The following is a 17,551-nucleotide window of genomic DNA, read 5'->3' as shown; positions in this document are numbered from 1 at the left end:
TTGAGGAGCAGTTCCGTGAGTGACAAGCTCGAGAAGCCCGAGATCGACTTCCCCGATTTCCCGGTCCCGGCGGACCTCGTGATCGAGGACCTCTGGGTGGGCGAGGGCGCCGAGGCCAAGGCCGGTTCCCGGGTCTCCGTCCACTACGTGGGCGTGGCCTACTCGACCGGTGAGGAGTTCGACGCCTCCTGGGGCCGCGGCGCGCCGCTGCAGTTCCAGCTCGGCATCGGCCAGGTCATCTCCGGCTGGGACACGGGCATCCAGGGCATGAAGGTCGGCGGCCGCCGCAAGCTGGTCATCCCGGCCCACCTCGCCTACGGCGACCGTGGCGCCGGCGGTGCGATCAAGCCGGGCGAGACGCTGATCTTCGTGTGCGACCTGATGGGCGCCTGATCGGTCCGCTGTGAAAGCGTGTGGGGCCCCCGCCTTGAAGGCGGGGGCCCTCGCTTTTGCCCTGGACCGTCGGGGCGGTACGGTCAGCGGTCACGAGGGTGTACCGGGGACACGACTCGAAGGTCTGGAAGGGCGGATGGGCGTCGATGGCGATTGCCAAGGCCGAGCGGCTGATGAATCTGGCGCTGTGTCTGCTGGGGACGCGTCGGCCGCTCAGCAAGCGGGAACTGCGCGGTTCCATCGAGGCCTACATGGAAGCCGGGAACGACGAGTCCTTCAACCGCATGTTCGAGCGGGACAAGGACGATCTGCGGGAGCTCGGGCTGGTGATCGAGACCGTGGAGAACCTGGAGGGGGACACCGGCTATCTGGCGCGTCGTGACTCCAACCGGCTGCCGCCCGTGGCGCTGGACGCCGAGGAGGCCGCGGCCCTGGGGCTGGCGGCCAAGGTGTGGCAGCAGGCCCGGCTCGCGGGTGCGGCCAGTGGCGCGCTGCAGAAGCTGCGCGCCGGCGGCATGCCGGAGGCCTCGGATCCGTACGAGGGTCAGCACAGTGCCATCGAGCCGCGGATCCCGGTGCACGAGGCGGCCTTCGAGCCGCTGATGCTGGCCTGCCGCGACCGGCGGCCGGTCGTCTTCGATTACCGCAAGTCCACCGCGGCCCGTCCCGAGACCCGGCAGGTCGAGCCGTGGGCGCTGGAGTGCTGGCGCGGTCACTGGTACCTGGCGGGCTTCGACCGCGATCGCGGGGCGGAGCGGGTGTTCCGGCTGTCCCGGATCACGGGCAAGGTCCGCTCGCGGGCCGCCAAGTACACCGCCGAGGTCCCGGACGTGGTGACCGTGCGGGAGACCGTGGCGAGCTGGGCCGGTGAGAGTGCGGAGCGCTCCGCGGTGATCCGGCTGCGGGCGGGGGCGGGCTATCCGCTGCGGGCCAAGGCCGCGGCGGTGCGCGAGGGGGCCGGGGGCGAGGGCTGGGACGAGCTGGAGATCCCTTACGGGCACGGGCTGGACGCCTGGCTGGTGGAGTTCGGCCCCGATGTCGTGGTGCTGGAGCCGGCCGATCTGCGGGCCGACGTCGTGGACCGGCTGCGGGCCGTGGCCAAGGGCTAGTCAGGCCCGGCGGACCCGTGCGGAGCCGCGCGGAGCGGGTGGACCGGGTGGACCGGGCAAGATCAGTGAGCAACGCCCTGAGGGGGAGACGTACCAGCATGGCTGCCAACGCCATCGACCAGACACGCCGGATGCTGTCCCTGGTGACCTACCTGCGCGAGCGCCCGGGTGCGCACGTCGCGGACGTGGCCCGGGCCTTCGGGATCACCGAGGACGAGCTGATCTCGGACCTCGACGTGCTGCCCATGTGCGGGACCAGCTTCCGGGGCGGTGACCTGCTCGACATCGACACCGACGGGGAGCGCATCTGGTGGCGCAATCCCGATGCCTCGGGGGAGTCCACCGCCGAGCCGCTGCGGCTGGCCGCGGACGAGGCGACGGCGCTGCTGGTGGCCGCGCGGGCCGTGGCCACGCTGCCCGGGCTGCGCGAGGGGGACCGCCAGGCGCTGCTGCGGGCCACCGCGAAGCTGGAGGCGGCCGCGGGTGAGGTGGCCGGTGCCAGTTCCCGGCTGTCGGTGACCTTCGAGTCCGAGGGCGGGGTCTTCGCCGACGTGGACCGGGCGATCGCCGAGCGGCGCCGGCTGTGGCTGCGCTACTACTCGCCGGCGCGCGACGAGCTCACCGAGCGCAAGGTCGACCCGATCAGGCTGTTCGCCGTCGGGCACACCTACATGGAGGGCTGGTGCCACCTCTCGGAGGCCCGGCGGACCTTCCGGCTGGACCGGGTGGCGGAGATCCGGCTGCTCGACGAGCGGGCCGAGCCGCCGGCCATCGAGCCCCGCGACCTGTCCGAGGGGCTGGTGCAGCCGGCCGCCGAGGACCCGGAGGTCGTGGTCGAGGTGGGTCCCGGGGGGCGCTGGGTGGCGGAGTACTACCCGCACGACAGTGCCGAGGAGCTGCCCGAGGGTGGCCTGCGCATCACGCTGCGCAGTCCTGATCCGGCCTCGCTGCGCCGGCTGGCGCTGCGGCTGGGCCGCGAGGGGCGGATCGTGGCCCCCGTGGAGCTGGCGGACAGCGCCCGCCGGGCGGCCCGGGCGGCACTCGCCGCCTATGAGGGTGGGGCGGCCGGGGACGTGGTGGCCGGGAGCGGCGCCGACGGGCGACAGGGCTGAGGGGCCGAGGGGGGATCCGCGCGATGTCGGTCGCGTTCAAGGCGTCCTGTCCCGACTGCCGGGCCCGCTTCGAGCTGGACGCGGGCGCCCTGCGTCTCGCCATCGGCGGCAGCCGTCGTACGACCTTCTACTCCTTCACCTGTCCCGCGTGCGCGGCGCCGGTCCGCAAACCGGCCGGGGAGCGCATCGTGGAACTTCTGACCGGTGGCGGCGTGAGCACCCTGCGCAGCGTGTGAGGCGCGCGGTGGCCTAGGCTCGTCGCATGCTGTGGCCGATGTTCGCAATCGCTCTGGGTTTCCTCGGGCTCGCCGTCCTCGCCGTGCTCGCCGTGCGGGTCTTCGTGGAGGTGCGCAGGCTCTCCGTCCAGGTCGCGGATGCCGGGCGCCGGATCGCGGACGCCTCCGCCGAGCTGGAGCGGGCCGCTACGGGCCTGGCCAGGGCCGGGCGCTCCGTGCGGCCATAGCCATCCCAGGGCAACCGTCGTACTGTCTGACCACGCAAGCGGTGATACCCCAGGGCATTGCCCGGCGTTAACCCCCGGGGGTTACGATCCATGTCAGAACGGCTCACCGATCTCGGTCAGGGCCGTCTTGACTACCACAACCAGCCGTTTCGGTGAGAAGGAAGACACACATGATCGGCAACCTGAAGCCCCTCGAGATCCTCCTGATCGTCGCCGTGATCTTCCTGCTGTTCGGTGCCAAGAAGCTTCCCGACATGGCCCGCTCGCTCGGCAAGTCCGCCCGCATCCTCAAGAGCGAGGCGAAGGCGATGAAGAAGGAGGGGGAGGCGGATGACGCCGCCACCGCCGCTTCCGTCGCCGACCCGGCGCCCCAGCAGCAGACCCCGGCTCCGCGCACGATCCAGGCCTCGCCCGGTGACGTGACCAGCGCCCGCCCCGTGAACGAGCCCAACCACACCACGCAGGGCTGACCGGGGCCGGTCCGCCGGCCGCGCTCGCACCAGTCAACTGCAACGAGACAAGGGACGTGGGTTGCTCAAGTCTGCCCGCAAGCAGGAGAAGCAGGACCAGAAGGCGAAGGACGCCGAAGGGCGGATGCCTCTGGTCGAGCACCTGCGTGAGCTGAGAAACCGGCTGCTGAAGGCGGTCCTGGGGATCCTCGTGGTCACGATCGTGGCCGCGTTCTTCTACAAGGACCTCATCGACTTCATGATGAAGCCGATCCTGGACTCGGTCGGCTGCACCAACGGTGTGATCCAGCAGCGCAACGGGAAGCCCTGCGCCGCCATGACCGTGAGCGGCCTGATCGCTCCGTTCTCCATCGCCCTGAAGGTCTCCCTCACCGCCGGTGTGGTGCTCGCCGCGCCGGTGTGGCTGTACCAGCTGTGGGCCTTCGTGGCCCCGGGACTGCACAACCACGAGAAGAAGTACGCCGTGGCCTTCGTGGCGGTCGGTGCTCCGCTGTTCGGCGCGGGCGCGGTCCTCGCGTACAACGTCCTGCCGCAGACCGCGGTGATCCTGCTGGAGTTCACCCCGGACAACGCGAGCAACCTGCTGCCGGTCGACGACTACCTCGACCTGGTCACGCGCATGATCGTGGTCTTCGGCCTGGCCTTCGAGCTGCCGCTGCTGCTGATCCTGCTCAACGTCACCGGGGTGCTGACCGCGAAGCGGCTGGCGAGCTGGTGGCGGGCCATGGTGCTGGGCATCACCCTTTTCGCGGCCTTCGCGACGCCCACCGGTGACCCGCTGACGATGCTGTCGCTGGCCGCGCCGATCGTCGCCCTGTACTTCATCGCCCTCCTGGTCTGCTACCTCAACGACCGCAGGCGGGCGCGGAGCAACCCCGACGCGGGCCTGGACGACGACGAGGCCTCCGCGGTGGACCTGACGCCGGCGGCCGTGGGCGAGGTCGAGCCCGTGGCGGCCCCGGGCGCCCTGCCCGAGCAGGCCGACGGCGGACGTCAGCGGATCAACGGCTACGACGACGCCACCTGATCGACGCGGGCCCGCCCCGACGGGTAGATTCCCGCCGGTGAGCGCCGAGATCACCCTCTTCGTCAATCCCACCGCCGGAAGCGGCCGGGCCGCGCACGCCGCGCAGCCGGCCGCTTCCGCGCTTCGTGACGCCGGTTTCTCGGTGCGCAGCGTCGTCGGCGGTGATGCCCCCGACGCCCTGGCCCGGTTGCGGACCGCCGTGCGCGAGGGCACCGGGGCGGTGATCGCGGTCGGCGGCGACGGGATGGTCTCCCTGGCGATGCAGGCGCTCGCGGGCACCGAGGTGCCGCTCGGGGTGGTGGCGGTGGGTACCGGGAACGATTTCGCGCGCGCGATGGGACTGCCCGTACGGGAACCCGCGCGGGCGGGGCGGCTGGCCGCCGAGGCGCTCAAGGAGGGCCGGGTCCGCGAGATCGACCTGGGCCGGGTCACCGGGACCGGGCACGCGGTCGGGGGCCCGGGCGGCGTCGGCGGCACCTGGTACGGGACCGTGCTGTGCTCCGGCTTCGATTCGCGGGTCAACGACCGGGGCAACCGGATGCGGCTGCCGGCGGGCCGGTTCACGTACGACCTGGCGATGGCCCTGGAACTGGCCGCCTTCCGGCCCTTCCCGTACCGGATCACCCTGGACGGCGGGCCGGTGCTGGAGACGGAGGCCACGCTGGTGGCCGTCGGCAACGGCTCCTTCTACGGCGGCGGCATGCGGATATGCGCGGACGCGGTCCCCGACGACGGGCTCTTCGACGTCACCGTCGTCGGCGACTGCAGTCGCAGCACCCTGCTGAAGGTCTTTCCCCGGGTCTACAAGGGCACCCATCTCGACCATCCGAAGGTGACCGTCCACCGGGCCTCGAAGGTGACCCTGGAGGCGGCCGGCATCACGGCCTACGCGGACGGCGAGCCGCTGGGTCCGCTCCCCGTGAGTGCCGAGTGCGTCCCGGCGGCGCTGCGGCTCCTGGCGTAGGAGGTCCGGGCCGGCGTCCGGGCCGGCGTCCGGGCCCGCGTCCGGGCCCGCGCAAAAGATCGCGACTGTTGTCAGGGGCGGCGGGTAGGCTCGAAGACAAGATGACCGAAGAACTTTCTCCCGCCGAGCGGTACGCCGCTGCCCGGATCCGCGCCGCCGAAGAGGCCTCCGCCCTGGCGCCCTTCCGCGAGATGTACGAATTCGACCTGGATCCCTACCAGATCGAGGCCTGCAAGGCACTGGAGGCCGGGAAGGGCGTCCTCGTCGCCGCGCCGACCGGCTCGGGCAAGACGATCGTCGGCGAGTTCGCCGTGCACCTGGCCCTCCAGCAGGGCCGCAAGTGCTTCTACACCACGCCCATCAAGGCCCTGTCGAACCAGAAGTACGCCGACCTCGCCAAGCGCTACGGCACGGACAAGGTCGGCCTGCTCACCGGCGACAACAGTGTCAACGCCAATGCTCCGGTGGTCGTCATGACCACCGAGGTGCTCCGCAACATGCTGTACGCGGGCTCGCAGGCGCTGAACGGGCTGGGCTACGTGGTGATGGACGAGGTGCACTACCTCTCCGACCGGTTCCGCGGAGCCGTCTGGGAGGAAGTGATCATCCACCTCCCCGAGTCGGTGACCCTGGTCTCGCTCTCCGCCACCGTCTCCAACGCCGAGGAGTTCGGCGACTGGCTCGACACCGTGCGCGGCGACACCCAGGTGATCGTCTCCGAGGAGCGGCCCGTACCGCTGTGGCAGCACGTCATGGCCGGCCGGCGGATCTACGACCTCTTCGAGGAGGGGTCCGACCACGGCGGCCGCGGCTCCGCGCGCCGCGAGGTCAACCCCGACCTGCTGCGGATGGCGCGCGAGGAGAACAGCAGCCGGTACAGCCCGAAGGACCGGCGGCGCGGAAAGATGGTCCGCGAGGCCGACCGCGAGCGCGAGCGGCGCTCCCGCGGCCGGATCTGGACCCCTTCGCGTCCCGAGGTCATCGCCCGGCTGGACGGCGACGGGCTGCTGCCCGCCATCAACTTCATCTTCAGCCGGGCCGGCTGCGAGGCCGCCGTCCAGCAGTGCCTGTTCGCGGGGCTGCGGCTCAACGACGACACCGCGCGGCTCAAGGTGCGCGAGATCGTGGAGGAGCGGACCGCCTCCATCCCCACCGAGGACCTGCACGTCCTGGGCTACTACGAATGGCTCGAAGGCCTGGAGCGGGGCATCGCCGCGCACCACGCGGGCATGCTGCCGACCTTCAAGGAGGTCGTCGAGGAGCTGTTCGTACGGGGGTTGGTGAAGGCCGTCTTCGCCACCGAGACCCTGGCGCTGGGCATCAACATGCCGGCGCGCACGGTGATCCTGGAGAAGCTCGTCAAGTGGAACGGCGAGCAGCACGCGGACATCACCCCGGGCGAGTACACGCAGCTGACGGGCCGGGCCGGGCGGCGCGGCATCGACGTCGAGGGCCACGCGGTGGTGCTGTGGCAGCGGGGCATGGACCCGGCGGGCCTGGCCGGGCTCGCGGGTACCCGTACCTATCCGCTGCGCTCCAGCTTCAAGCCCTCGTACAACATGGCCGTGAACCTGGTCCAGCAGTTCGGGCGGCACCGTTCGCGCGAGCTGCTGGAGACGTCCTTCGCGCAGTTCCAGGCCGACCGCTCGGTCGTCGGGATCTCCCGGCAGGTGCAGCGCAACGAGGAGGGCCTGGACGGCTACCGGGAGGGCATGACCTGCCATCTCGGTGATTTCGAGGAGTACGCGCGGCTGCGCCGCGACCTCAAGGACCGGGAGAACGACCTGGCGAAGCAGGGCGCCGCCCAGCGGCGGGCGCAGGCGGCCGCGTCGCTGGAGAAGCTCAAGCCGGGCGACATCATCCACGTGCCGACGGGCAAGTTCGCCGGGCTGGCGCTGGTGCTGGACCCGGGGGTGCCGGCCGGGCGGTCCAACGGGCACCGCGGGCACGAGTACACCGAGGGCCCGCGCCCGCTGGTGCTCACCGCGGAGCGGCAGGTCAAGCGGCTCGCCGGGATCGACTTCCCGGTGCCGGTGGAGCCTCTCGACCGGATGCGGATCCCCAAGACCTTCAACGCCCGCTCGCCGCAGTCCCGTCGGGATCTGGCCTCGCAACTGAGGACCAAGGCCGGCGACTTCAGGCCCGGCCGGGCACCCCGGGGCCGGGCGGCCGCGGCCGACGACCGGGAGATCACGCGGCTGCGCACCGCGCTGCGGGCGCACCCGTGCCACGGCTGCGACGAGCGCGAGGACCACGCCCGTTGGGCGGAGCGCTACCACCGGCTGCAGCGGGACACGCGGCAGCTGGAGCAGCGCATCGAGGGCCGGACGAACACCATCGCCCGTACCTTCGACCGGATCCACGCGCTGCTGACGGATCTGGACTACCTGCGCGAGGACGAGGTGACCCCGCACGGGCGGCGTCTGGCACGGCTCTACGGAGAGCTCGACCTGCTGGCGTCGGAGTGCCTGCGGGCGGGTGTCTGGGAGGGGCTGAGCCCGGCCGAACTGGCCGCGTGCATCTCGGCGCTGGTCTTCGAGGCGCGGCAGTCCGACGACGCGGTCGCGCCGAAGGTGCCGGGCGGTGCGGCGAAGGCCGCGCTCGGCGAGATGGTCCACATCTGGGGCCGGCTCGACGCGCTGGAGGAGGAGCACGGCATCAACCAGGCGGAGGGGGTGGGCCAGCGGGAGCCGGACCTCGGCTTCGCGTGGGCGGTGTACCAGTGGGCCTCCGACAAGAGCCTGGACGAGGTGCTGCGCGAGGCGGAGATGCCGGCCGGTGACTTCGTGCGCTGGTGCAAGCAGGTCATCGACGTCCTGGGGCAGGTGGCCGCCGCGGCGCCTTCCTCCTCGGCGCAGGCTTCCTCCGATTCCTCGGGGGGCGGGAGCACGGTGGCCCGCAACGCCCGCAAGGCGGTGGACGCGCTGCTGCGAGGTGTGGTGGCGTACAGCTCGGTGGGGTAGCCGGATTCGTAGGTTCCTCCAGAAGTGGTCCTGGCCGGATCTCACCTCTTGCCATGATCGATTCGGTGTGTCCCGTGGGAAAATCGGGCCATGACTGGTGGAACGGATGACGGGCCGAGACGGGTCGGTCGGCCACGCGCCGATCAGCTGAGACCGGCGAGCGGGCGGCCGCCGCGCGAGGAACTCCTCTACGCGGCGGCCGAACTGTTCACGGTGAAGGGGTACGCGGCGACGACCACGCGGGCCGTGGCCGAACGGGCCGGAATGCGCCAGGCCACGATGTACCACTACTTCGGCGGCAAGGAGGAACTCCTCGCCGAACTCCTGGAGTCCACGGTCGCGCCCTCCCTGGAGCTGGCCCGCCGGCTGGCCGGGGAAGCGGACCGGCCCGCCGGCCGCCGGCTCTGGGAGCTGTGCCGCTCGGACGTGATGCTGCTCTGCGGCGGGCCGTACAACCTGGGCGCGCTCTACCTGCTGCCGGAGGTCTCCGGTACCCGCTTCGCCCGCTTCCGCCGCATGCGGCAGGAACTCAAGGACATCTACCGGCAGTTGCTCGACGGTACCCGCGCCGGATCCGAACTCGCGGGTGACCGGGCCGGACTGGTGCTCCGCAACGACCTCGTCTTCGGTCTCATCGAAGGCGTGATGCTGATCCACCGCTCCGACCCGGGGCGCCCGGTGGCCGCCTTCGCGGAGGCCACCGCCGACGCGGCGCTGCGGATCGCGGACGTCGCCCGCTAGGGCGCCTCGGGTTCCTCGGATCCCTTTTCCCAGCCGGGCCGGTCGTCCCAGGCCCGCAGGGTGCGGCCGCTCTCGATGCGGTGCGCGATCCCGGTGACGGGGTCGGTGAACTCCAGGGTGCGGGCCAGGAGCTGGAGCGGACGCCGGTAGTCGTCGGGCGCCGGGTCGCGGACCACGGGATAGACGGGGTCGCCCAGGATCGGCAGCCCCAGGCTGTTCATGTGCACCCGCAGCTGGTGGGTGCGGCCGGTGTGCGGGGTCAGCCGGTAGCGCCCGGTGTCCCCCTTCACCGCGAGGAGTTCGGCCAGGGTCTCGGCGTTGGGCTCGGCGCCCGCGATCTCCGTCGCCGCCATCACCCCGCGGACCTTCACGATGTGGCTGCGCAGGGTCCGGGGGAAGGTCACCGCCGGGTCGTGGGGCGCGAGCGCCTCGTACTCCTTGCGGATCCGCCGCTCCTGGAACATCAGCTGGTAGGCGCCCCGGTCCTCGGGGCGGATGCTGAACAGCACCAGCCCGGCGGTCATCCGGTCCAGCCGGTGCGCGGGGCTCAGCGCGGGCAGGCCGAGCTCCACCCGGAGCCGGGCCAGGGCCGTCTGGAAGACGTGGCTGCCGCGCGGGGTGGTGGCCAGGAAGTGCGGCTTGTCGGCCACCAGCAGGTGCTCGTCGCGGTACACGACCCCGATGGGGAAGGGCACCACGGGCTCGGGCGGCATGTCCCGGTGGAACCACAGGAAGCCGCCGGGTTCGTACGGATCCCCGGGCCGCAGCACCCGGCCGCCGGGGCCCAGCACCCGGCCGTCCCGCAGCAGGCGGGCCATGGACTCGGCGCCGCGCGTGCCCTCGTAGCGTGCCGTGAGGTAGGAGCCGAGGTCCGGCCAGGTCCCGTCCGGGTCGGGGGGCAGCCGCATGCGGACCGGGTCGATGCCGGAGACCTGGGGCAGGGGCGTGGCGGGGATGTGGGATCTGCGCTTCACCGGGTACAGGCTATGCGGCTACCGCCTGGTGAAGGTTCCCAGGTGGTCGGCGTCCAGGTGCTCGATGCGGAGCGTGCGGTCGGCGGGGGAGAAGAACACCCCGGTGCGGCCGACCGCGTTCTCGCCGGTGGTCTCGTAGCTGAAGGTGTCCCCGTCGTAGGGGGTGAGGGGGAAGACCATCGGCTCCGGGCCGAGGGACAGGGTCAGCTTGCCCCTGCTCGTGGCGGCCACGGTCGCCTTGCCGTAGTAGGGGTTGTCGTAGGTGCCGGTGTACGTGGAGTCCGCCGCGGCCGGCTTCGCGCCGGTGGGCGGGCGGGCGTAGTCGGTGGGGGAGCGGCCCTCCGCGTTGATCCCGGCGTAGAGGGCGCCCGTCAGGGCCAGCCAGTCGGTGGTGGCCTTCCCGTGTTCGGCGGTGTCGAAGAAGTCGGCGGCCACGGCGTCGGGGAGGCCGACGGGGGCGCCGTTGGTGAGGACGACGATGCCGAGCTTCTCCAGCGGGAGCATGGCGACGCTGGTGTTGGCGCCCAGCTCGAAGGCGCCGGAGTGGCTCAGGCGCAGGCGGCCCGCGTCGTCGTAGCCGACGTTCCAGCCCAGCCCGTAGAAGCCGGTTCGGCCGGTGGGCGAGGCGGGTGGCTGCGACACGATCTCGGGGAGGTGGGTGCGGGCCAGGGTGTCGGCGGGGACGATCCGCTGCCCGTCGAGGGTGCCGCCGGAGAGCTGGAGCCGCAGCCAGCGGGACATGTCGCGGGCGGTGCTGCTCACCCCGCCGGCGGGGGCCTGGGCGTCGGGGTCGCGGACGAAGCGGGGGGTCCAGGTGCCGTTCGCGTTCTTGACGTGGGTGGAGGCGTGGTCGGGGGCGTCGATGAAGGCCTTGAACTCGGTGCTGGTGCGTGTCATGCCGGCGGGCTTGAAGAGGGTGTCAGCGCTGAGCTTCTGCCAGGTGGTTCCGCGGGAGCGGGCGAGCGCCTGGGCGGCGGCGGTGAACCCGTAGTTGGTGTAGGCGTAGCTCGAGCGGAAGGGGGTCAGGGGCGCCAGGCGCAGGTGGTCGAGGATGTACGCCTGGTCGTAGCCGAGGTCTTCGAGGAGGTCGCCGGCGTGGTCGGGCAGGCCGCTGCGGTGGGAGAGCAGGTCGGCGGTGGTGACGCGGGAGGTCACCCACGGGTCCTTGAGGGCGAAGCCGGGGAGCTCGGTGTGCCGGTCGAAGTCGGCCGGCTCCTTGAGGACCCCGGCGGCGACGGTGGAGGAGACCGGCTTGGAGAGCGAGGCGATCTGGAAGACGGTGTCGGGATTGACCGCGGCCGGGTCGCCGACGCGGCGCAGGCCGAAGCCCTTGAGGTAGACCACCTCGTCGTCGTGGACGACGGCGACGGAGACGCCGGGAACCCCGGTGCGGCGCATCATCTCGGCGATGCTCGAGTCGAGGTGCCGCACCGCCGTGTCGACCTGGGCGTCGGTGAGCTGTGCGGTGGGCGCGGGCGGCGGGCTCGGCGCGGCGGTCGCGGTCCCGGCCGAGGCCAGGAGGGCGGCTGCTCCGACTGCCGTGAATGCGCGGAGCGTACGCATGGAGCCATTGTGCCGCCGAACGGGGGCGGGCGCCTTGCGTGGACCGCCTTGGGGCGGCCGGGGGACCGGGGCTGCTCTGGCCCGGTGGGCCCGGACGCTGTGGGCTGGCTCGTGGCGGGGGCCGCACAGGGCCTCGGAGGCCGGTCCTGGACCCGGTGGGTGCTCGCCGCGGGGTGCCGTGCGGGTAGGGGACATGCCCCGCAGGGCTGCGCCTGACGCCGGGCCCGTCGGCGGGTCAGGATGCGGCTGCGGCCAGGGTGCGTTCCTGCTCGGCTTCCACTTCCGCGTTCCAGTCGCGCTTGATCGCGCGCCAGCCCTCGTCGGTCTGGCCCAGGCGCCAGTAGCCGGAGATGGACAGCCGCTCGCGCGGGATGCCGCGGTCGATGCGCAGGTGCTGGCGCAGGGTTCTGACGAAGCCGGCCTCGCCGTGCACGAACGCGTGTACGTCGGAGGAGGGGAAGGCCAGGGCCTGGACGGCCTCGGTCAGTGCCTCCCCGATCGGGCGGGAGCCGCGGTGGATCCAGACCGGGACGACGCCGTCGGGGGTGGCGATCTTCAGCTCGTCCTGCGGGCCCTCGACCTCCACCAGCGCGTGCACCCGGGCTCCGGCGGGCATCCGCTCCATCGCCGCGCCGATCGCCGGCAGGGCGCTCTCGTCGCCGACCAGCAGGTGCCAGCCGGCGACCGGGTTGGGGGCGTAGGCCCCGCCCGGGCCGAGGAAGCGTACGAGTTCACCCGGCTGGACGCGGGCGGCCCAGGGGCCGGCCAGGCCCTCGTCGCCGTGGACCACGAAGTCGAGGGTCAGCTCCAGGCGGGCCGGGTCCCAGGCGCGCACCGTGTACGCGCGCTGGCGCGGCCACTCCTCGCGGGGGTGGAGCGCCTTGATCCGCTCCAGGTCCCAGGGGGTCGTGTACGTGACTCCGTCCGGTGCGAAGAGCAGTTTCACGTAGTGGTCGGTGAACTCGCCCGCGCCGAATCCGGCCAGACCCGCACCGCCCAGCACGATCCGCACCATGTGCGGACTCAACCGCTCGGTCCGCACGACCACCGCGGTGCCGACCTTGCGGGCTCGTCCCTCTGCCACGACGTCTCCCTGACTTTCCGACCCTGACTCCGGTGAAGCTTAGGATTGCCTAAGTTAGCACCTCAGAGGCGAAGTGCGCTGCCCAGACGTTCAACGGCTCCACTCAGGCCCCACCTCTGCGCGAGCGCGGCGACCAGATCCGGCTGTGCGGGGACGGCCGGGAGCGCCGGGTCGAACGCCGGAAGCGGAACGTCCGAGGCGACCTGGACCACCTTCGGGGCAACCGCTAGATAAGGCCTCGATTCGTCCAGCCGCTTGCGCTGGGTGGGGGTCAGCTTCGACTTCGGGTCCTCGATCGCCGCGATGATTCCGGCCAGGTCCCCGTAGGCGTCCAGCAGCTTCGCCGCCGTCTTCTCGCCGATGCCGGGGACGCCCGGCAGGCCGTCGCTCGGGTCCCCGCGCAGCAGCGCCAGGTCGGCGTACCCGGGGCCGTCCACCCCGTACTTCTCGCGGAGCCACGCCTCGTCGGTCACCTGGAGGGTGCCCACGCCCTTCAGCGGGTACAGCACCCGGCGCTGCTTGGCGTCGTCGACCAGCTGGTACAGGTCGCGGTCGCCCGTCACGATGTCCACCGGGCCGGTGGCGCGGCCGGTCAGGGTGCCGATCACGTCGTCGGCCTCGTACCCGGCGACGCCCACCCGGGCGATGCCGAAGGCGTCCAGGGCCGCCTCGATGATCGGGACCTGCGGGGCCAGGGTGTCCGGGGTCTCCTCGACGTCCGGGCCGCTCTCGGTCTCCTGCGCGACCCGGTGGGCCTTGTAGGACGGGATCAACTCCACCCGCCAGTGGGGGCGCCAGTCGGCGTCCATGCAGGCCACCAGGTCGTCGGGCCGGTGGTCCTGCACGAGGCGGCCGATGAAGTCGAGCAGGCCGCGGACGGCGTTGACCGGAGTGCCGTCGGGGGCCTTCACGGAGTCCGGCACGCCGAAGTACGCGCGGTAGTAGAGGGAAGCGGTGTCCAGGAGCATCAAGCGTCGTGTCGTCGTCACGGTCACGATGATGCACTGAGGGCAAACGGAAAGTGGCGCAGGTACGGCCTGCTCCGCTCGTGAGCGCGAAACCGGGGCCGGTTGCTGCGTAAGGTGCTTACAGCACACCGATGTGCGATGCGCGATGTGCGACGGACTGACCGGGACAAGGGGAGGGCAGCCCCGCCATGGACGACAGGGACGGCACCGAGGGCAGGAACGGACGCGGAGCGACGACCGGCGCGGACGACAAGGAGCGGGATCGGGACAAGGAGTCCAAGGAACCGCTGCGGGTGGGCGTGGCCGTGCGCAAGAGACGCCGGGCCCTGCAGCTGACCCTCGCGGCGGTGTCCGCGCGCAGCGGGCTGTCGGTCCCCTTCCTGAGTCAGATAGAGAACGAGCGGGCCCGGCCCAGCATGCGGTCCCTGGAACGGGTCGCCGACGCGCTGGAGACCACGGCCGTCGAATTGCTGGCCGCCTCCGACACCGCGCGCACCGTGGACCTCGTACGGGCCGGTGACGATTCCGCGCTGACCCCCGTGCCCGGCGTACGGCCCCTCGTGCGCGGGCACCACCAGCTGCACGCGCTGGAGTTCACCGGGGACCAGGACGCGGGCCGCGAGTACCAGCACCGCAACGACGAGCTGATGTACGTGGTCTCGGGCGCCTGCCAGGTGGAGGCCGAGGGGCGGGCGTACCGGCTGGAGAACGGCGACGCGCTGTTCCTGTCCGGCGGGGTGCGCCACCGCTGGCGGGCCGTCACCGAGGACACCCGGATCCTGATCGTCGCGGTCGGCGAGCACATCCACGCGACCTCCGAGCCGCCCTCGCCGGGACACTGAGCGGATGCGGGTCGTTTCGCTGGTGCCGTCCCTGACCGAGGCGGTGGCCGTGAGCGCGCCCGGGGCGCTGGCCGGGGTGACCGACTGGTGCACGCACCCGGCCGCGCTGGGGGACGTGGTGCGCATCGGGGGGACGAAGAACCCCGACGTACGGGCGATCGCGGAGCTGCGCCCGGATCTGGTCCTCGCCAACGAGGAGGAGAACCGGGCGCCGGACCTGGCGGCGCTGCGGGCGGCCGGCCTGGAGGTCCTGGTCACCGAGGTACGGGACCTCCCACAGGCCTTCACCGAACTGGACCGGGTGCTCGTGGGGGCCATGGGGCTGGAGCGGCCCGGGTGGCTGGCGGCCGCGGAGGCCGCGTGGGCCCGCGCGGAGCCGGCCGGACCGCCCCGGACGGCCTTCGTGCCCGTGTGGCGACGGCCCTGGATGGTGCTGGGCCGCGACACCTTCGCGGGGGACCTGCTGGCCCGCCTGGGCGTGCGCAACGCCTACGCCGGTCACGCGGAGCGCTACCCCAGGATCCCGGCGGCGGAGCTGGCCGCCGCGGGCTGCGATCTCGTGGTGTTCCCGGACGAGCCGTACCGCTTCACGCCCGGGGACGGGCCCGAGGCCTTCCCCGGCGTCCCGGCGGCGTTCGTCGACGGCCGCCACCTGACCTGGTACGGGCCCTCGCTGGCCGGTGCCCCGGAGGTGCTGGGGGCGGCCCTGCGGGCTGCGCTCTAGCGGGGCGCCGCCAGGAGGCGGCCGGTCCACAGGCCGCGCAGGGTGTTCGCGGCGGCCAGCAGCCAGGCGGTCAGCAGGGCCAGGAAGAGGGCCGCGGCCAGCCAGGAGAAGGCGGTGAGGCCGGTGTGCCGGGCCAGTCCGGCGGCGCCGGTGACACAGGTGCCGACGGGGAAGGTCAGCGCCCACCAGGTCATGGCGAACCCCATGCCGTCACGGGCGGCCCGCAGCAGCATCGCCCCGGCCAGCGCCAGCCACAGCAGCGCGAATCCCATCACGGGGACCCCGTAGACGACCGCGAAGGCGGAGAGGGCGCCGGAGTACTGGCCGGCCATCGACCGGGGAGCCATGTCCGCGAGGGAGTTCACCGCGGTGGTGGACTGGCCGAGGGGGCCCAGGACCAGGAACAGGGTCGGGGTGAGGGCCAGGGGGAGGGGGCCGTGGAAGATCAGCCGGCCGAAGATCAGGGGGAGCAGCAGCAGGGTGGCGAGCAGGCTGAGGCCGAACATCGCGTAGCAGCCGAGCAGCATGGCCTCGCGGGCCTGGCCCGCGGGGAGGTGGGGGATGAGCAGGGGGCCCAGCGCGGCGGAGACCATGGGGGCGACCACGGGGAGCAGCCAGACGGGGGTGGCCTGGTGGGCCTCGACCTTGTGGCGGACCACCATCAGGTAGGGGACGGTCACGGCGGCGAGGAGGCCTATGGCGGTGCCGGCGGTGAACAGGACGGTGTCCACGGCGACGGCGGCGGGGACGCCGACGAGGTCCTTGCCGACGATGAGCGCGCCGCCGCCGACGGCCAGCAGGGCCATGGAGAGGCAGCCGTAGAAGGGGGCCACGGCGGGGTCCAGGAGGTGGGCGCGGGCCTGGTCGCGGTGGTGGAGCCAGTGGCCGGCGCGGGCGGTCAGCAAGGCCGTGAGGGCGGTGGCGGCCAGGACCCAGAAGATCTGGCAGACCACGCGCTGGCCGGGGAGCTGGTACGGGAGGGTCGCGCCGGCATTGGCGATGATCGCCGTGCCCATGACGGAGGCGTACCAGTTGGGGCCGAGGTGCCGCAGGGACGGGGCCTTGTGGGCGGCTGCGGTGCGGAGGGTCCCGGGGGTGGTGGGGCGGGGTCGTACGAGCGTGGTGGCCATGGGTCCAGCGTCCCGCCGGGCGGGGCCGGATGGCAGAGGGGATCTTCCTATGAGGGCATAAACTGAAGTTATGGGTCATGGGCAGGGTCATGAGGAGTGGGTCGAGGGGCAGGTTCCGCTGGCACACCGGGTCCCGGACCTGGGGGCCATGGAGCTGCTGCTCGCGGTCGCGCGCGTGGGCAGTCTGAGCGCCGCCGCGCGACGGCTCGGGATCACCCAGCCCGCCGCCAGCAGCCGGATCCGGGCGATGGAGACCCGGCTGGGGGTCGCGCTCGTGGACCGTTCCCCGCGCGGGTCGACGCTGACCGCGGAGGGCGCGCTGGTCACGGACTGGGCCCGGCGGGTGGTGGAGGCGGCCGAGGCCTTCGACGCGGGAGCGCAGGCGCTACGGGGCCGCCGCGACTCCCGGCTGCGGGTCGCGGCCAGTATGACCATCGCGGAGTACCTGCTGCCCGGCTGGCTGATCGCACTGCGCGGGCAGCGGCCCGACACGGCGGTGTCCCTGCACGCGGGGAACTCGGCGGTGGTCGCGGAGCGGGTCCTGGCCCACGAGGCGGACCTCGGGTTCGTGGAGGGGCTGAGCGTGCCGGAGGGACTGGACTCGGTGGTCATCGCGCGGGACCGCCTCGTGGTGGCGGTGGCCCCCGGGCACCCCTGGGCGCGGCGCACGCGCGGGGTGGAGCCGGCGGAGCTGGCGGCGACGCCGCTGATCCTGCGGGAACGGGGGTCGGGGACCCGGCAGGTCCTGGACGCGGCGCTGGCCGGGTGCGGGGGGCTGGCGGAGCCGCTGTTGGAACTGGCCTCCACCACGGCGGTGAAGGCGGCGGCGGTGAGCGGGGCCGGGCCGTGCGTGCTGTCGGAACTCGCGGTCGGGGACGAGATGGCGGGGCGGCGGCTGGTGTCCGTGCCGGTGCTCGGGGCGGGGCTGGAGCGGGAGCTCCGCGCGGTGTGGCCCGCGGGGGCGCGGCCGGCGGGGCCCGCGCGGGATCTGCTCACGCTGACGCGGCGCTGACGCGGCGCTGGC

The 17,551-nt window shown here is 72.8% G+C and carries 18 protein-coding genes; 13 read left to right on the top strand and 5 right to left on the bottom strand.

What is annotated here, in order from left to right; translation table 11 throughout:
- Nucleotides 1–15 precede the first annotated feature (15 nt).
- From OG435_RS11070 to OG435_RS11025, 10 genes are all read left to right on the top strand, one after another.
- Nucleotides 16–393 carry an FKBP-type peptidyl-prolyl cis-trans isomerase gene (locus tag OG435_RS11070; protein WP_266876643.1) on the top strand — a complete coding sequence of 126 codons (378 nt, stop codon included), beginning with the start codon at nt 16–18 and terminating at the stop codon, nt 391–393.
- 146 nt (nt 394–539) lie between these two features.
- A complete protein-coding gene (locus tag OG435_RS11065; RefSeq protein WP_266876642.1) occupies nt 540–1,502 on the top strand; it encodes a helix-turn-helix transcriptional regulator in 963 nt (320 codons plus the stop codon).
- Nucleotides 1,503–1,600: 98 nt separating this feature from the next.
- Nucleotides 1,601–2,614, top strand: coding sequence for a helix-turn-helix transcriptional regulator (locus tag OG435_RS11060; protein WP_266876641.1), 1,014 nt, complete (start codon nt 1,601–1,603; stop codon nt 2,612–2,614).
- A gap of 23 nt (nt 2,615–2,637) precedes the next feature.
- Entirely contained in the window at nt 2,638–2,850 is a 213-nt protein-coding gene (locus OG435_RS11055; protein ID WP_266876640.1) for a hypothetical protein, read from the top strand.
- Nucleotides 2,851–2,876: 26 nt separating this feature from the next.
- A complete protein-coding gene (locus tag OG435_RS11050) occupies nt 2,877–3,077 on the top strand; it encodes a hypothetical protein (protein WP_266876639.1) in 201 nt (66 codons plus the stop codon).
- Between the two features lie 170 nt (nt 3,078–3,247).
- Nucleotides 3,248–3,547 carry a Sec-independent protein translocase subunit TatA gene (gene tatA, locus OG435_RS11045; protein ID WP_266876638.1) on the top strand — a complete coding sequence of 100 codons (300 nt, stop codon included), beginning with the start codon at nt 3,248–3,250 and terminating at the stop codon, nt 3,545–3,547.
- A 61-nt stretch (nt 3,548–3,608) separates the two neighbouring features.
- Nucleotides 3,609–4,574 (top strand): twin-arginine translocase subunit TatC, encoded by a 966-nt coding sequence (gene tatC / locus OG435_RS11040; RefSeq protein WP_266876637.1) that lies wholly within the window; start codon nt 3,609–3,611, stop codon nt 4,572–4,574.
- Between the two features lie 37 nt (nt 4,575–4,611).
- Nucleotides 4,612–5,538 (top strand): diacylglycerol kinase, encoded by a 927-nt coding sequence (locus tag OG435_RS11035; protein WP_266876636.1) that lies wholly within the window; start codon nt 4,612–4,614, stop codon nt 5,536–5,538.
- A 101-nt stretch (nt 5,539–5,639) separates the two neighbouring features.
- Nucleotides 5,640–8,501, top strand: a complete 2,862-nt coding sequence (locus OG435_RS11030; RefSeq protein WP_266876635.1) for a DEAD/DEAH box helicase — start codon at nt 5,640–5,642, stop codon at nt 8,499–8,501.
- 90 nt (nt 8,502–8,591) lie between these two features.
- Nucleotides 8,592–9,242, top strand: coding sequence for a TetR/AcrR family transcriptional regulator (locus OG435_RS11025; protein ID WP_266876634.1), 651 nt, complete (start codon nt 8,592–8,594; stop codon nt 9,240–9,242).
- Here the strand turns inward: OG435_RS11025 and OG435_RS11020 are convergent.
- The 4 genes from OG435_RS11020 to OG435_RS11005 all read right to left on the bottom strand — a co-directional run bounded on the left by OG435_RS11020 (nt 9,239) and on the right by OG435_RS11005 (nt 13,831).
- Nucleotides 9,239–10,216, bottom strand: coding sequence for an RluA family pseudouridine synthase (locus OG435_RS11020; RefSeq protein WP_266876633.1), 978 nt, complete (start codon nt 10,214–10,216; stop codon nt 9,239–9,241). The genes OG435_RS11025 and OG435_RS11020 overlap by 4 nt on opposite strands.
- Nucleotides 10,217–10,234: 18 nt before the next feature.
- The gene (locus tag OG435_RS11015; protein ID WP_266876632.1) at nt 10,235–11,779 is read right to left on the bottom strand and encodes a serine hydrolase; all 1,545 of its coding nucleotides are present in this window, start codon (nt 11,777–11,779) and stop codon (nt 10,235–10,237) included.
- A gap of 235 nt (nt 11,780–12,014) precedes the next feature.
- Complete coding sequence (locus OG435_RS11010; RefSeq protein ID WP_266876631.1) at nt 12,015–12,863, bottom strand: siderophore-interacting protein; 849 nt, start codon at nt 12,861–12,863, stop codon at nt 12,015–12,017.
- A gap of 62 nt (nt 12,864–12,925) precedes the next feature.
- On the bottom strand, nt 12,926–13,831 hold the full coding sequence (locus tag OG435_RS11005; RefSeq protein ID WP_266881630.1) for a 5'-3' exonuclease: 906 nt from the start codon (nt 13,829–13,831) through the stop codon (nt 12,926–12,928).
- Nucleotides 13,832–14,019: 188 nt separating this feature from the next.
- Between OG435_RS11005 and OG435_RS11000 the strand changes: the two genes are divergently transcribed.
- Both OG435_RS11000 and OG435_RS10995 read left to right on the top strand, forming a co-directional pair.
- A complete protein-coding gene (locus OG435_RS11000) occupies nt 14,020–14,673 on the top strand; it encodes a helix-turn-helix domain-containing protein (RefSeq protein WP_430625607.1) in 654 nt (217 codons plus the stop codon).
- A 4-nt stretch (nt 14,674–14,677) separates the two neighbouring features.
- The gene (locus OG435_RS10995; RefSeq protein WP_266876630.1) at nt 14,678–15,397 is read left to right on the top strand and encodes a helical backbone metal receptor; all 720 of its coding nucleotides are present in this window, start codon (nt 14,678–14,680) and stop codon (nt 15,395–15,397) included.
- Here the strand turns inward: OG435_RS10995 and OG435_RS10990 are convergent.
- Nucleotides 15,394–16,527, bottom strand: coding sequence for a TDT family transporter (locus tag OG435_RS10990; protein ID WP_266876629.1), 1,134 nt, complete (start codon nt 16,525–16,527; stop codon nt 15,394–15,396). The genes OG435_RS10995 and OG435_RS10990 overlap by 4 nt on opposite strands.
- Nucleotides 16,528–16,597: 70 nt before the next feature.
- Here OG435_RS10990 and OG435_RS10985 point away from each other — a divergent pair, with 70 nt between their 5' ends.
- Complete coding sequence (locus tag OG435_RS10985) at nt 16,598–17,539, top strand: LysR family transcriptional regulator (RefSeq protein ID WP_266876628.1); 942 nt, start codon at nt 16,598–16,600, stop codon at nt 17,537–17,539.
- The last annotated feature ends 12 nt before the right edge of the window (nt 17,540–17,551 follow it).

Origin of the sequence: Streptomyces sp. NBC_01264 (assembly GCF_026340675.1) — a bacterium.
In the GTDB taxonomy this organism is placed as follows: Bacteria; Actinomycetota; Actinomycetes; order Streptomycetales; family Streptomycetaceae; genus Streptomyces.
Note: the sequence above shows the minus strand (reverse complement) of the source record. Positions and strands in the feature narration are given on the sequence as shown.